Below are 14,495 nucleotides of genomic sequence, written 5' to 3'. Positions count from 1 at the left end.
CCCCTACCTTTGCCGTCCGAAAAATTAGAATATGGCAAATCATAAGGCTACCAAAAAAGATGTTCGTCAGAGTACAACCCGCCGTGACCGTAACCGCTATTACGGTAAAACAACCCGTAATGCCATCCGTGATCTGAAAGAATTGAATGATGCAACGCAGGCAGGCGATAAGTTGAAATCTGTGGCATCCATGATTGATAAACTGGCGAAGCGTGGCGTAATCCACAAGAACAAAGCAGCCAATTTAAAGAGCAAGCTCACTAAGAACATCAACAAATTAGCAAAGTAATTTATCAACATTTGCTGAAAACATATTTAAAACCCATCTTTCAAAGGATGGGTTTTTTAATTTTAGCACTTTAAACCCTTTTACTGTATGAGAATTTCTCTACTCTTACTTTTACTGTTTTACGTTACGGGCATTTCTGCTCAAACCAACCCCACCCCGCTTTCCTTACCGGTGAATGAAAACTTTGGTACCACCAGTTTTACAACACCCAAACCCGGTATGGCTTCCTGGACGGGCGGCGGCACCCGACCTTATACCTCTTTATCACTTGCTGAGCTGAGTGATGGCGGTGCCAATTTAGCCTCCATTTCCGGAACTGATCCTGTGAGCGGCAACTCCGGAGGGCAGTATGGTCACGCTCCTTCCGGCAACGGACGGCTTACCATTCTGGGATCTTCAAATGCTACTACCGGGACTACACAGGTTGTGATGGCCATTAATACCGTTGGCATCAGTTCTGTGAGTGTATCCTACGACTTGGTTGAAACCGTGGTGAACAGCCGGGATTTTGGAATTGCCCTTCAATACCGTGTTGGTTCTACCGGTAATTTCACCACTATTGCAGGTTCTTCAGCGGTGTACAACAGCAGCTCAACCAATGGTGGCGATCCCGATGGCCCAACTGATTTTGATACTTATACTTTTCTGTTACCCAACGACGCTGCCGATGAACCCGAAATACAGCTCCGCTGGATTACCTGGCGTCCTGCTACAGGCTCGGGTTCTATGCCCGGTATCGGTATTGATAATATTGTAATTACATCGGGCAATCTGAGCCCCTGTGCAGAACCTACTGCCCAGGCTACCGCCTTGAACCTGACCCCATCACCTACCAGCATTTCAGGGTTTTATTCAGCAGCAGTTCCTGCAGCCGATCAATACCTGGTGATCAGGAGTACCAGCCCCACATTATCAGCCCAACCGGTGGATGGAACTAACTATGCCGCAGGTCAATCACTGGGAGGTGGAACCGTAGTGCAGGTAAGCAGCTCCACTTCATTTTTCATCAGTGGTTTAACGCCTGCTACGGCCTACACCATTTTTGTGTATGCGCTTAATAACAGCAGCTGTTCCGGCGGACCAAACTACCTGCTCACCAATCCGCTTACGGGCAGCACCAATACACCTGCATTGCCGGCCTGTGCAGCTCCTGCTGCTGCACCAACGGCACTCAATCTTAACGCCACCAATACCAGTATTACCGGTAGTTTCACTGCTTCGGCTTCTGCTAACCGTTACTTAGTGGTACGGAGCACAGCATCGTCATTAAGTGCTAATCCTGTAAACGGTACAACCTATACCAACGGACAATCATTGGGAGGCGGCACGGTGGTAGCGTACGGCAGCACCACTTCTTTTAACGCTACGGGATTAACAAAAAATACCCTTTACTACTTCTTTATATTTGCTGCCAATGGTGAGTGCAGCGGTGAGCCTGTATATTTTACCACTTCGCTTAATGGCAATATCAGCACCACCAATACGAACAGCAACTTACCTCCCAACTATTACAATGCGGCAACCGGCTTAAGTTGTGCTCCTTTAAAAACGGCTTTGTCAACAATTATTTCAACAGATGCTATCCAGCTTACTTATACTCCGGGAGTATGGACAGCTTATGCCAAAACAGATATCAAACGGAATTTTGAAAATACCCGTGATATCATATGGGATATGTACAGTGATCGTGGACCGGGGCAGAATGAACCGTATGAATATGTGTACGGACCTGCTGCTTCCGGTGGTAATCAATGCGGCAACTATTCCAAAGAAGGCGATTGTTATAACCGTGAACACTCCTTTCCTCAAAGCTGGTTTAACAGTACTACAGCACCCATGTATACAGATGTTAATCATCTGTTCCCAACTGATGGATGGGTGAATAACTTACGCAGCAGTTTTCCTTTTGGAGAAGTAACCAATATTGAAAACACACCCGGCAACCCTACCCAGAACGGCAGCAAACGTGGCACCGGTAATAACTTTGGTTATACAGGAACTGTGTTTGAGCCTATCAACGAGTACAAAGGTGATTTTGCAAGAGCCCAGTTTTATATGGTTACCCGTTATGAAAGCCTGGTTGCAGGATGGCAGTCTAACGGAAGCGCCGATGCTGTACTCAACGGCACTGCTTACCAGGCTTTTGATGACTGGCATTTAAAACTCCTTTACAAGTGGCACCTGCAGGACCCCGTTAGTCAGAAAGAAATTGACCGCAATGATTCCATCTTTGTAGTGCAGGGCAACCGCAACCCGTATATTGATAACCCGCAGTGGGTATTTGATGTATGGAACTGTACCGGTTTGTTAACCACCACCAGCGTAAATGATATTTTAAACCTTCCGGCCAATGCCATCCGCATCTACCCCAACCCGGTAGTAAACAGCAATGCCACCGTTCGTTTTGAAAAAGCATTTACACATACCACTACCTTACAGATCATGGATCTTACAGGAAGAATGCTGCAGCAGCAGCTGGTACCCGCAGGTCAAACGGTGGTACAGATACAAACACGCAACCTGCAGAAAGGAATGTACATTCTGAAAATTAATACCAGAGAAGGCATCAGTACCCGGAGCATTGTAGTGCAGTAAGATACTGTTCCGCTTATATAAAAAGAGTTCCCTTACCGGAACTCTTTTTGTTTTCTGATTATTTTGCGGGTATGAGAAAACTTATTCTTCCCCTTTGTCTTTTACTGTGTGTGATGGCCCATGCACAATTACCCGTTACCCGTTACGAAACTTCCAAAGGAAACGAAACCGTTACCTATTACGAAGCTATTGCGGCCTGGAAGCAGATTGATAAAGTTTCACCACAAGTACAAATGCTCACCATGGGCAGTACAGATGCCGGCGAACCTTTGCATCTTGTTTTGGTAAGCAGTGATGGAAGTTTTACCCCGCAACAGTGGAAACAAAAAAATAAAGTAGTGCTGCTCATAAATAACGGTATCCATCCCGGTGAGCCCGATGGTATTGATGCGAGCCTGCTGATGGTGAAAGACATAGTATCCCCTCCCGGGAGGGGAAGGGGTGGGTTTAAACTTCCTGCAAATGTGGTGCTGGCCATTATTCCTGTGTACAACATCGGTGGCAGTTTGAACAGAACACCTTATTACCGGATTGATCAGAACGGCCCGGCAGAGAAAGGCTCCCGTGGTAATTCTCAGAACCTTGACCTCAACCGTGATTTTATAAAATGTGACAGCCGTGAAGCCAGGAGCTTTGCGGAGATCTTTCATTTTACACAACCGGATATTTTTCTTGACAACCATGTGAGCAATGGTGCCGATTACCAGCATGTAATGACCTTACTCACCACGCAACACAACAAACTGGGTGGCGTAATGGGTGATTATCTAAACAAAATATTTGAACCGGCCATTTACAAAAGCATGAAGGAAAAAGGCTATGACCTCATCCCCTATGTAAACAATTTTGGTGATAAACCGGAGAATGGCTGGGGTGCTTACTGGGATGGCCCCCGTTACAGCAGCGGCTACACGGCCCTGTTCGGTACGTTTTCCTTTGTACCGGAAACTCATATGCTCAAACCTTATCCGCAACGGGTGGAAGCCACTTACCAACTCATGAAAAGTTTTATAGAGTTTGCCGGCAGCAATGCCACTACCATTAAACAGTTACGCAAACAGCAGTTGCAAAACTTTATTACACAACAAGAGTTCCCGTTTGGTTTTACTGCCGACCGTTCAAAGTTTACAGAGCTTACGTATAAAGGTTATACGGCTGAACAAAAAACCAGCAACATCAGCGGACAGCCCCGCCTGTTTTACAATCATGAAAAACCGTTTGAAGTAACAATGAAGTTCTACAACTTCTTTACACCCAAAACCATGATTGAAAAACCAACTGCTTATATCATTCCGCAAGGATGGTGGAAGGTGATTGACCTGCTGAAGCTGAACAAAGTGCAGATGCAGCCCCTGAAAAAAGATACCACCATCACCGTTGAAGCATATATGATTGAAGATTACAAGAGTAATGCCCGCCCCTATGAAGGACATCATTTGAATACAGATGTAAAGACCACTAAAAAAGTACAAACAATCCGGTTCAGAAAAGGTGATTGGTACATACCTATGAACCAGGCTGCCAATCATTTTTTGATGCAGGTACTGGAGCCCACGGGTGAAGACAGTTATTTTGCCTGGAACTTTTTTGATCCCATCCTCGGGCAGAAAGAAGGATACAGTGCTTATGCTTTTGAAGAAAAAGCCGAACTGTTTTTACAGCAAAACCCCAAGGTGAAAGAGCAGTTGGAACAACGCCGTAACAGTGATACCGCTTTTGCCAAAAACGGAAGGGCCCAGTTGCAGTTTGTGTACCAGCAATCGCCTTATGCAGAGCCGGGCTTTTTAAGATACCCGGTTTATCGGGTGAAGTGATAAAAAAGTTATATGTCGCCTTTCCAATTTGCATGTCGCCTTTTAAAAATCCACAATCTAAAAAGGCGACATGACTGCTTTTGTAAATCAATAACTTAGAGAATTTGGATTTTTGGGTAGTGGCGTATAATTTAGTGTTGTGTGCTATTATGAAAGTGCCTCTAAACATATTGAAATATAAACCGCAGACAGCTAAAGTGCGACCCTGGTCAGAGATTGAACAGCACTACGTTGACTTAAATAATCATGGCTGGCAACTTGACCCTTTACTTCATTTGGTCAGACACATTATTACGACCAAACTTTCTGACCGCTTGTTTGCCTTTACATCAATGAACAAATTGGTTATCGGTATTTACGACCCTATGGAATGGAACAGAGAAGCACTCCACATCGAGTTTGACGGACAAACACAAAAATGGTTTTTCAAGTATCATCCAAAGCCAAATGAGCCGATTGAATTTGAGCGGAAATATTCTGCTGACAAAGGCATAGAAAAGTTTGACAACTTTATCAAGATGATGAAATGGTAATGAAATATGCTTGTCCGTGTTGTGGATACAAGACTTTCAGACACGAGCCAAACGGTTCTTATGACATTTGTGGAGTTTGCTTTTGGGAAGACGACCCCATTCAATTGGAAGACCCAGACTACGAAGGCGGAGCAAACCCCATGTCACTACGACAAGCGCAGCAAAACTTTTTAGAATTTGGCGCTTGTGACAGAGAGATGTTACGCAACGTCAGACCGCCTGCAAAGGACGAGCAACGAGACGATAATTGGAAACCGCTTGACACGAAATAACAGCACACAACAGGAGGCTTCGTGCAAGTGAGGCACAACGTTGTAATTTCAACTATTTACAAGCATCGGCTATAGTTCCAGCGTGACGAACAACATTCAGCAATAGCACAAACAATGAACTTTAATTTATAAATTGAGCAGCAGTTGTGGGCAGACGGATTTCAAATTTCCCACCTGCACAAAGCCCTGTACATTAGCGGCAATTTATACAAAACCTAATAACAGAATAGCACACCATGATATTCTGTCTCTCAGAACAACCCGGAAATTTAGCTTTCTGAGTCCATATTTCAACAGAGTGATTTATCAATGGGATTGTAGAAACACTACAAAAAGATGGCAACTATAAATAATTAACTTATTAATCACTTGTTTAATTCAAGTGTTTAACTATATTTGCGCCATCTATTATTTAAAATGGCAAAGGAAACTAAGGTTTTGGACTCCACCACCGAAGAGAAGGTAAAACAAGCGGCCCGTAAAGTGTTTATTAAAAAGGGCTTCTACGGCACCCGTACAAGAGATATAGCGGAGGAGGCTGGAATTAACCTGGCACTTTTAAACTATTATTTCAGAAGCAAAGAACGTCTATTTGAAATAATAATGTTTGAAACAATGTTGGGCTTCATACAACAAATGTCACTGGTTTTTAATGATGAATCTACGTCTATTAGGCAAAAGGTAGAAAAAATGGTGGACAGCTATACAGAAATGTTACTAAAGGAGCCAAACATCCCCCTATTCATTATGTCTGAAATCAGAAATGATGCTACAGGGTTTTTAGAAAAATTGCCGGTTGCAAATATGGTGATGTCTTCTGTTTTGGTGAAACAATACCAAGAGGCTTATAAAAATGGGCAGGTTAAGGAAGCAAATCCTCTTCATTTTATTGCCAACCTGATGGCCCTGGTTCAATTTCCTTTTATTGCAAGTCCATTAATAAAAAAAATGGGCAATATGTCTGACTCCATGTTTAAGGAGTTTATGCTTGAAAGAAAGCAACTAATACCTCGCTTAATGGGGCTCAACGAATAGGATTTTTTTTGCATACGAATTAAACATATGATTAAAATAAATGTATGAAACAAATGAATAAAATAGTAGCCTTTATTGTTTGCTCGTTAATGAGCTTCTTTTCGGCTAATGCTCAAGGCATTTCAATTGACTCATGTTATCAATGGGCCAGAAACAATTATCCACTGGTAAAGCAGCTTGCTTTGATTGAAAGATCAAAAGAGTACAGTCTGGCCAATGTTCAAAAGGGATATTTACCGCAGGTAAATGTGTCAGGTTATTCAACGTATCAATCAGAAGTACTCACGTTTCCCTTCAATATACCTGGGTCTTCCATTGATCCACTTCGGAAAGATCAGCACCGCATATATGGGGAAATTACTCAGCCAATCACTGATTTATGGAATGTCAAAATCCAAAAAGAGTTGGCCGCTAATAACGCAGAGGTTGAGTCGCAAAAAATTGAAGTGGAACTATATAAAATCAATGAAAGAATTAACCAGCTATTCTTTGGCATTATACTTATAGATGAGCAAATCAAACAAACTACACTTATAAAAACCGATTTAGAAAATGCCTTACAAAAAGTACAGGCAGCTGTTATCAACGGCTCAAGCCTGGTGTCTAACCTGGATTTACTAAAAGTGGAAGTACTAAAAGTTAACCAACGTATAGATGAACTTACTTCTGGTAAAAAAGCCTATCTGAAAATGCTGGAACAGTTTACAGGTAAAAGTATTGGAATAAATGCAGTTCTGCTTAAACCGGCTTTTCTTCAAAATAGTGAAGCAATCAATCGACCTGAGTTAAAATTGTTTTCAATACAGCAAAGGGGCTTTGATATTCAAACCAGACTGCTAACCAACAAAACACTCCCCAAATTAAATTTCTTTTTTCAGGGTGGATATGGTGCTCCGGGTTTGAATGTGATTAATAATAATCCAGCGTCTTACTATTACACAGGCCTCAGGCTCAATTGGAACTTATCAAGCTTTTACACCTACAAAAAAGAAAAATCATTGTTGGATTTACATAAGCGGGGCTTTGATATTCAAAAGGAAATATTTATGTTGAATACGAACCTCAACATAAGTCAGCAATCTGAAGAAATTGAAAAGTACAAAGGGTTGATAAATTCCGACAACGAAATAGTGAAGTTGAGGATGAATATTAAAGCAACTACCGAGGCTCAATTGGTTAATGGAACGGTAACAACCTTTGATTTTTTGAATCAATTAAATGCAGAAGATCAGGCACGTCAAAATTTAGTGCTACATCAAATTCAATTATTGTATGCACAATACAATCTTCTTGTCACTAAAGGAAAATAATCACATCAACAATAAAAAAATCATTATAAAATGAAACACAATAGTTTTTTAGCAGTACTGGTTTTAATTGTTTTTGCATCATGCAAAAACCAAACTTCAGATTTCGATGCAACCGGCTCTTTTGAGGCTGATGAAACGGTAATTTCTGCAGAGGCTTCAGGCCCACTTAAAAACTTCTTAATTGAAGAAGGTGCTTCTATGAGTAAAGGTGCAGTTATCGGGTATATTGATACCGTTCAACTTTACCTGAAGAAAAAGCAATTACAGGCACAAATCAGTGCAATTAATAGCCGCTTACCAAACATAGCAGAGCAAACCAGCTTTTACAATCAGCAAATTGAAGTATCAAGAACAAAACTCAACTATTTGTTGAAAGAACAAACACGTCTGCAGAATCTGTTTCAAGCCAAAGCAGCTACTCAAAAACAGCTTGAAGATAACGCTGCACAAATTGCAGAGGTATCAAAACAAATGGACGTTATCAGCCAGCAGAAAAAGGCACAGGTTGCTTCTCTGGAAACTCAGGCTTCTGGTCTTAAAGCTGATCCAATGCCGCTGGTTATTCAAATCGAACAGGTAAACGACCAGTTAAAGAGATCGGTTATAACAGTTCCATTTAATGGCACCCTGTTAAGCAAATACGTCAAGTCTGAAGAAATGGTTACCACCGGTAAACCATTATTCAAAATGGCAGATATGTCAAGCCTTTTTTTACGGATATATGTTACTGGTAATCAACTGCCATTAATCAAAATAAACCAAACTGTAAAGGTATTAACGGATAATGGCAGTGGCGGTTTTAATGAAGGCAGCGGTATAATAACCTGGATTAACGATAAAGCGGAGTTTACACCCAAAACTATACAAACGAAAGAAGAGAGAGCCAATATGGTGTATGCGGTGAAAGTAAAAGTGGTAAATGATGGCAAGTATAAGGTGGGAATGTATGGTCAAATAAAATTTTAATAAGATGTCAATCGTTCAAATAAAAGAAGTGTCAAAAAGCTATGCGAAAGGTACTGTAAAGGCTGTTGATAATATTTCTCTCAATATTGAAGAAGGTGAACTTTTCGGCCTGATTGGTCCTGATGGTGCCGGTAAAACAAGTTTGTTCAGGATGTTGACGACCCTGCTTTTGCCTGATAATGGAAGTATCAAAGTTTTCGGAAATGATACAAAATCGCAGTATAAAGAAATTAGACGGCACGTAGGTTATATGCCCGGGAAATTTTCATTGTATCAGGATTTAACAGTTGAAGAAAACCTTGATTTTTTTGCAACACTTTTCAATACAGATATTAAAACCAATTACGACCTCATAAAAGATATTTATGTGCAACTGGAGCCTTTTAAAAACAGGCGGGCAGGTAAATTATCTGGCGGTATGAAACAAAAGCTGGCTTTATGTTGTGCCTTGATCCATAAGCCCAGAGTGCTGTTTCTCGATGAGCCTACTACAGGTGTAGACACTGTTTCCAGAAAGGAATTTTGGGAAATGTTACAACAATTGAAGAAACAGCAAATTACCATTATGGTTTCCACACCCTATATGGATGAAGCGGTACTATGTGAACGTATTGCTTTAATTCAACAAGGCGCAATAATGTCTGTTGACACCCCAAAGAATATTACAGATAAGTACCCCAAACCTTTGTACGCAATTCGGTCAGGTGATATGAGTCTTTTGCTAAAAGACCTTCGCCAAAGCCAATGGGTAAGCACATGTTATGCCTTTGGCGAATACCATCATATCACATTTAATACCGAAGATTTATACGTGGCACAAACGTCTTTGATACAAGAACTACAATTAAAGGGTGCTCATAACGACATACAGTTAAACAGTATCCAGCCAACTATCGAAGATTGCTTCATTCATCTAATGAACTAATATGAATACAGACATTGTAATAACAACCAACAAGCTCACTAAGAAATTCGGCGATTTTATTGCAACAAACGAAATCACTTTCGATGTTCATAAAGGTGAAATATTTGGCTTCTTAGGTGCTAATGGTGCAGGCAAAACAACTGCCATGCGTATGCTATGTGGTTTATCAACACCTACTTCTGGCACGGCAACAATTGCCGGCCATGATATTTATACTGGCACTGAGAAAATCAAAAGCAATATTGGTTACATGAGCCAGAAGTTCTCGCTGTACGAAGACTTAACTGTACTGGAAAATATTGAGTTCTTCGGTGGCATTTATGGATTGTCAGACAAAGAAATCAGATTAAAATCTGACTCGTTAATTGAAACCCTTGGTATGAAAACCGAATCGAAAAAGCTGGTGGGTAGTTTGCCGCTTGGCTGGAAACAAAAGTTGGCTTTCTCAGTAGCCATTTTACACCAACCCAGTATAGTTTTTTTAGATGAACCAACAGGTGGCGTTGACCCTGTTACCAGGCGTCAGTTTTGGGATCTTATTTATGAAGCAGCTGATAGCGGTATAACGGTATTTGTTACCACACACTATATGGACGAAGCCGAATACTGTAACAGAATTTCAATGATGGTTGACGGGTTAATCAAAGCACTTGACACACCAGCCAATTTAAAAAATCAATTTAATGCCGCCTCAATGGATGAAGTGTTCTTCCAGTTAGCCAGAGGGGCAAAAAGAAAAGCCGACTGATATGAACCAATTTTTAACTTTCGTAAAAAAGGAATTCTACCATGTATTTCGTGATAGAAAAACCTTGCTCCTGTTATTTGGTATGCCCATAGCCCAGATTATTCTGTTTGGCTTTGCGTTAACCAATGAAATAAAAAACTCAAATATTGTCGTTTGTGATTACGCTAAAGATGTAGCCTCACAACGCATTATTGAAAAGTTGGAAGCCTCTTCCAGTTTTGATATAGAAAGAACTGCTATGACATCTGGTCAGATCGAAGCAGCATTTGAGGAAGGCAAAGCAAAATTAGCTATCGTAATACCTGCAAATTTCAATAACGATCTTTTGCATTTCAATAAAGCTCAGATTCAAATCATAGCCGATGCCTCAGATCCTAACCTGGCTAATACGCTTACAAATTATGCCGCAAATATCATTCGGGGCTATCAGCAGGAATTACATCAGAATGCCGGACCTCCATTTCGTATAAATACAGAGGTAAGGATGATATATAATCCTGAATTAAAAGGTGCCACCAACTTTGTTCCAGGTGTAATGGCACTTGTTCTATTACTCGTTTGTGTGTTAATGACTTCTGTTTCTATCGTAAAGGAAAAAGAAACTGGTACAATGGAAGTACTACTGGTATCGCCTTTCAATCCTGTATTGGTGATTATAGCAAAGGCAGTCCCATATTTTCTACTATCTATTATCAACCTCACACTCATACTTATTCTAAGTGTATCGTTTATGGATATGCCATTAAACGGTAGCATTCTCTTACTCTATCTGGCAAGTTCATTACTCATCATTACCGCACTTTCTTTAGGCTTGTTAATTAGTAACAGTACCAGTTCGCAGCAGGAAGCTATGCTCATTTCCTTAATGGGGATGCTCGTTCCTACTATGATGATTACAGGTTTTCTGTTTCCACTGGAGAACATGCCTTGGCCATTACAGGTTGCTGCCAATATTGTCCCATCTAAGTGGTACTACATTGTGGTTAAAGACATCATGATAAAGGGCTTAGGTTTTAGTGCAGTTTGGAAAGAGCTGTTGATTTTGACGGGTATGACTTGTGTTTTATTGTTTATCAGTTTCAAAAAATTTAAAACCAGATTAGCATGAGAACATTAAAGTTTTTGTTACGAAAAGAATTCAGGCAAATCTTCAGGAATACTACAATTCTTAGAATGATCATTGCCATGCCCATCATTCAATTATTGGTAATGCCTTTAGCAGCAGATTTTGAGATTAAGAACATCAACATAGCTGTAATTGATCACGATAAAAGCACTTACTCAAGACAGCTGATAGATAAAATTATTGCATCCGGTTACTTTAAACTAACGGATTACAGTGAGTCGTATAATAGTTCTTTCAAGCAATTTGAAAAAGATAAGGCTGATTTGATGATTGAAATTCCAACTCGCTTTGAAACTGATTTAATCCGCAATAACACCAACAATTTATTCATTGCGGTAAATGCTATTAACGGCACAAAGGCCACAGTCGGAAGTGCTTATTTAAATAATATTATCAGCGATTACAACGGTGAAGTGCGTTTAAAGTGGAATACCCCTGCAAGATTTTCAGGAGTACCTACTATTGAAATAACCAGCTTAAATTGGTTCAATCCGTTTCTGAATTATCAGTTTTATATGGTGCCTGGCATTTTGGTTGTTTTAGTTACAATGGTGGGTGCCTATATGTGTGCTTTAAACATTGTAAAGGAAAAGGAAGTGGGTACCATTGAGCAGATTAATGTAACACCTATAAAGAAGGTTTATTTCATTTTAGGTAAGCTCATCCCTTTTTGGGTTATTGGCATGTTCGTGTTTTCTCTTGGTCTGTTTGGTGTAGCGAGGCTTGTCTATCAAATTGTGCCTTTGGGTTCCCTTGTAACATTATACCTGTTTCTTTCTATTTATCTAATTGCCTTGCTGGGTATAGGGTTATTAATTTCCACCTACTCCAATAATCAGCAACAGGCAATGTCCGTAGCTTTTTTCTTTATGATGATTTTTATGCTGATGAGTGGTTTATTCACCTCGGTAGATAGTATGCCGCAATGGGCAAAATGGATTGCCGCTTGTAACCCCGTGACTTATTTTATTGATGTAGTTCGTTTGGTGGTTCTGAAAGGCAGTTCAGTTGGTCAGATAAAAGCTCAGTTTATTGTAATTACCGGAATGGCTGTTTTCTTTAATAGCTGGGCCATATTAAACTATCGTAAAACTACCTAACAACTTATTTGACTATTCAACTTCATAAACGTTTTAACTCGCAATCATGAATAAATTAATTCTTTTGACGACACTATTAGTCGTTATCGTTTTCAACTACTCGTTCACTACACGTCAAAATCCTGATGCCATTATTGGCAAATGGTATTGCGAGGAATTAGACAAATCCACCTTTCAGGTTACCAAAGATGCCTCCGGAGTTTACAGTGCTTTGATTGTTAAGTCTGCCGACCCTTCTTTTGTGGGTAAAACAGCCATGAAGAATGTAAAATACATTGCGGCAAAAAACCACTGGGAGGGCACCATTATTTCTATAAAGCGTAAAAAAGAGTTAGACGGTGTTTTTACCCTACAAGCAAACGGTCAACTTAAAGTTATTGGTTCTGTATTTTTGATTTCTAAAACCTTTTTTTGGAAAAAATTAAAGTAAAAGACATAATTTTTTAATACTGAACTACTTCTTTATTACTTTCTACTTCTAATTGAAGGCTGCCGCAAACAGTGGATTGGCGATATGGCGGGATGAATAATATATTTTAAACTTTTTGTTTGCTATTAAGCTTCGGTTTCTGCAGACGAATAACGCCGAGGAGCAGAATAAACAATGAGCTTTTGTATCTTTAATCAGCAGCAGCACTTGGCGGACGGAACACAGAATACCGCCACATTGCCAATGCGTTTGCGTTATGTGCCATTTTAGCGAACACCCTCAACAATGACAGAACTTGAAAAATACATACAGACTTATCTTAATGGTTGGTGTCCCCACCAACCATACTCCGGGTTTCAATTCCTTCCCAGCAACGTCTCCCATACCCAATTGCTCAAAACCTGTAATTTGCTAAATGGGGACGTTGCGTGATGATCAGTAGTAACGCAATGTCCACAAAAACTCTTGTACTGTTCCTCAAGTGTATCTATTGGAAGAAGTTGCTGGGAAGAGGGATATATACACGGGTCATGAGAAGTAAAATAACTTTTTCCCCGGCGCTTACAAAAAACTTTTGATAGTAATTGATACCTTTATCTGGTGGTTTTTAGCATCACAAGCAACATTCCATGTTAAGATTTTCTTTCAGTTGGTGAAAACACCGACGATTAACCAAAACCTGAGTATAACCTTTAAATCAATTTACCATGAAATCTATGCTGTTTTTATTTGTGCTTTTGGAGGTTTCGTTCATAAGCAAAGCACAAATTTCATTGGAAACAGAAATCAAAGTACTGGAACAAAAAATTGTTACCGCCATTCTTAATAATGATACCAACAGTTTAAAACAACTATGGGCTGAAGAATATTTAGTAAACAACCCAAGAAACAATATTTCTCCCAACCGGGATGCTGTATTGCAAACGCAGAAAGCAGGCATGATCAATTACAGCCATTTTGAAAGAATAATTGAACAGATGCAATTTCAAAAAAACTTAGTCATTACCATGGGCTATGAAACATTTGTTTCAAGAAATGATATACCCGGAGCCAAAGCCGGTCAAATGTATAAACGCCGGTTCACCAATATCTGGATGCTGAATGATGGAAGATGGCAACAGATAGCAAGACATGCATCTATTATATGTGAGTAATCGACTACAACATAATTACATCTGCTGATTCGTTTGCAAACAGATAAAGAAGATCTATTGTCGTACCCTCTTTCCCAGCAACGTCTACCATTCCCAATTGCTCAAAACCTGTAAACTGCTAAATGGGGACGTTGCGTGATGATCAGTAGTAACGCAACGTCTCCAACAACATTTGTACTGTTCCTCAACTGTTTCTAT

14 protein-coding genes are annotated in these 14,495 nt (G+C 40.2%); all 14 read left to right on the top strand.

The genetic code is table 11. The annotated features are described in order from the left end of the window. Nucleotides 1–31 precede the first annotated feature (31 nt). The 14 genes from rpsT to PDL71_RS08315 all read left to right on the top strand — a co-directional run bounded on the left by rpsT (nucleotide 32) and on the right by PDL71_RS08315 (nucleotide 14,297). Entirely contained in the window at nucleotides 32–289 is a 258-nt protein-coding gene (gene rpsT, locus PDL71_RS08380; protein WP_407527974.1) for a 30S ribosomal protein S20, read from the top strand. A gap of 87 nt (nucleotides 290–376) precedes the next feature. Then, nucleotides 377–2,884 carry an endonuclease gene (locus PDL71_RS08375; protein ID WP_407527972.1) on the top strand — a complete coding sequence of 836 codons (2,508 nt, stop codon included), beginning with the start codon at nucleotides 377–379 and terminating at the stop codon, nucleotides 2,882–2,884. 71 nt (nucleotides 2,885–2,955) lie between these two features. After that, nucleotides 2,956–4,698: a M14 family metallopeptidase gene (locus tag PDL71_RS08370; RefSeq protein ID WP_407527970.1), complete on the top strand. Its 1,743-nt coding sequence runs from the start codon at nucleotides 2,956–2,958 to the stop codon at nucleotides 4,696–4,698. Between the two features lie 104 nt (nucleotides 4,699–4,802). Then, nucleotides 4,803–5,231 carry a hypothetical protein gene (locus PDL71_RS08365; protein WP_407527967.1) on the top strand — a complete coding sequence of 143 codons (429 nt, stop codon included), beginning with the start codon at nucleotides 4,803–4,805 and terminating at the stop codon, nucleotides 5,229–5,231. After that, a complete protein-coding gene (locus PDL71_RS08360) occupies nucleotides 5,225–5,503 on the top strand; it encodes a CPCC family cysteine-rich protein (RefSeq protein ID WP_407527964.1) in 279 nt (92 codons plus the stop codon). Before PDL71_RS08365 ends, PDL71_RS08360 begins: the two co-directional genes overlap by 7 nt. A gap of 417 nt (nucleotides 5,504–5,920) precedes the next feature. Further along, nucleotides 5,921–6,538 carry a TetR/AcrR family transcriptional regulator gene (locus PDL71_RS08355; RefSeq protein ID WP_407527961.1) on the top strand — a complete coding sequence of 206 codons (618 nt, stop codon included), beginning with the start codon at nucleotides 5,921–5,923 and terminating at the stop codon, nucleotides 6,536–6,538. Nucleotides 6,539–6,582: 44 nt separating this feature from the next. Continuing rightward, complete coding sequence (locus PDL71_RS08350) at nucleotides 6,583–7,848, top strand: TolC family protein (RefSeq protein ID WP_407527958.1); 1,266 nt, start codon at nucleotides 6,583–6,585, stop codon at nucleotides 7,846–7,848. A 30-nt stretch (nucleotides 7,849–7,878) separates the two neighbouring features. After that, the gene (locus PDL71_RS08345; RefSeq protein WP_407527956.1) at nucleotides 7,879–8,814 is read left to right on the top strand and encodes an HlyD family secretion protein; all 936 of its coding nucleotides are present in this window, start codon (nucleotides 7,879–7,881) and stop codon (nucleotides 8,812–8,814) included. 4 nt (nucleotides 8,815–8,818) lie between these two features. Then, nucleotides 8,819–9,739 carry an ABC transporter ATP-binding protein gene (locus tag PDL71_RS08340; protein ID WP_407527954.1) on the top strand — a complete coding sequence of 307 codons (921 nt, stop codon included), beginning with the start codon at nucleotides 8,819–8,821 and terminating at the stop codon, nucleotides 9,737–9,739. Between the two features lies 1 nt (nucleotide 9,740). Then, nucleotides 9,741–10,487, top strand: coding sequence for an ABC transporter ATP-binding protein (locus PDL71_RS08335; RefSeq protein ID WP_407527951.1), 747 nt, complete (start codon nucleotides 9,741–9,743; stop codon nucleotides 10,485–10,487). A gap of 1 nt (nucleotide 10,488) precedes the next feature. Next, nucleotides 10,489–11,595 carry an ABC transporter permease gene (locus tag PDL71_RS08330; protein WP_407527948.1) on the top strand — a complete coding sequence of 369 codons (1,107 nt, stop codon included), beginning with the start codon at nucleotides 10,489–10,491 and terminating at the stop codon, nucleotides 11,593–11,595. Beyond that, nucleotides 11,592–12,713, top strand: coding sequence for an ABC transporter permease (locus PDL71_RS08325; RefSeq protein ID WP_407527946.1), 1,122 nt, complete (start codon nucleotides 11,592–11,594; stop codon nucleotides 12,711–12,713). The genes PDL71_RS08330 and PDL71_RS08325 overlap by 4 nt, the downstream gene beginning before the upstream one ends. Before the next feature lie 46 nt (nucleotides 12,714–12,759). After that, on the top strand, nucleotides 12,760–13,143 hold the full coding sequence (locus tag PDL71_RS08320; protein WP_407527943.1) for a hypothetical protein: 384 nt from the start codon (nucleotides 12,760–12,762) through the stop codon (nucleotides 13,141–13,143). A gap of 707 nt (nucleotides 13,144–13,850) precedes the next feature. Further along, nucleotides 13,851–14,297, top strand: a complete 447-nt coding sequence (locus tag PDL71_RS08315) for a nuclear transport factor 2 family protein (protein WP_407527940.1) — start codon at nucleotides 13,851–13,853, stop codon at nucleotides 14,295–14,297. Nucleotides 14,298–14,495: the final 198 nt, after the last annotated feature.

Source organism: Lacibacter sp. MH-610, from assembly GCF_045780045.1.
Classification (GTDB): Bacteria; Bacteroidota; Bacteroidia; order Chitinophagales; family Chitinophagaceae; genus Lacibacter.
The sequence above is the reverse complement of the archived record's forward strand: the minus strand, read 5'-3'. Positions and strand labels throughout refer to the sequence as shown.

Coding starts and splice junctions, on each gene's coding strand:
- PDL71_RS08330 (WP_407527948.1), top strand. CDS start 10,489: ATGAACCAATTTTTAACTTTCGTAAAAAAGGAATTCTACCATGTATTT.
- PDL71_RS08370 (WP_407527970.1), top strand. CDS start 2,956: ATGAGAAAACTTATTCTTCCCCTTTGTCTTTTACTGTGTGTGATGGCC.
- PDL71_RS08340 (WP_407527954.1), top strand. CDS start 8,819: ATGTCAATCGTTCAAATAAAAGAAGTGTCAAAAAGCTATGCGAAAGGT.
- PDL71_RS08335 (WP_407527951.1), top strand. CDS start 9,741: ATGAATACAGACATTGTAATAACAACCAACAAGCTCACTAAGAAATTC.
- PDL71_RS08345 (WP_407527956.1), top strand. CDS start 7,879: ATGAAACACAATAGTTTTTTAGCAGTACTGGTTTTAATTGTTTTTGCA.
- rpsT (WP_407527974.1), top strand. CDS start 32: ATGGCAAATCATAAGGCTACCAAAAAAGATGTTCGTCAGAGTACAACC.
- PDL71_RS08350 (WP_407527958.1), top strand. CDS start 6,583: ATGAAACAAATGAATAAAATAGTAGCCTTTATTGTTTGCTCGTTAATG.
- PDL71_RS08375 (WP_407527972.1), top strand. CDS start 377: ATGAGAATTTCTCTACTCTTACTTTTACTGTTTTACGTTACGGGCATT.
- PDL71_RS08360 (WP_407527964.1), top strand. CDS start 5,225: ATGGTAATGAAATATGCTTGTCCGTGTTGTGGATACAAGACTTTCAGA.
- PDL71_RS08315 (WP_407527940.1), top strand. CDS start 13,851: ATGAAATCTATGCTGTTTTTATTTGTGCTTTTGGAGGTTTCGTTCATA.
- PDL71_RS08325 (WP_407527946.1), top strand. CDS start 11,592: ATGAGAACATTAAAGTTTTTGTTACGAAAAGAATTCAGGCAAATCTTC.
- PDL71_RS08355 (WP_407527961.1), top strand. CDS start 5,921: ATGGCAAAGGAAACTAAGGTTTTGGACTCCACCACCGAAGAGAAGGTA.
- PDL71_RS08320 (WP_407527943.1), top strand. CDS start 12,760: ATGAATAAATTAATTCTTTTGACGACACTATTAGTCGTTATCGTTTTC.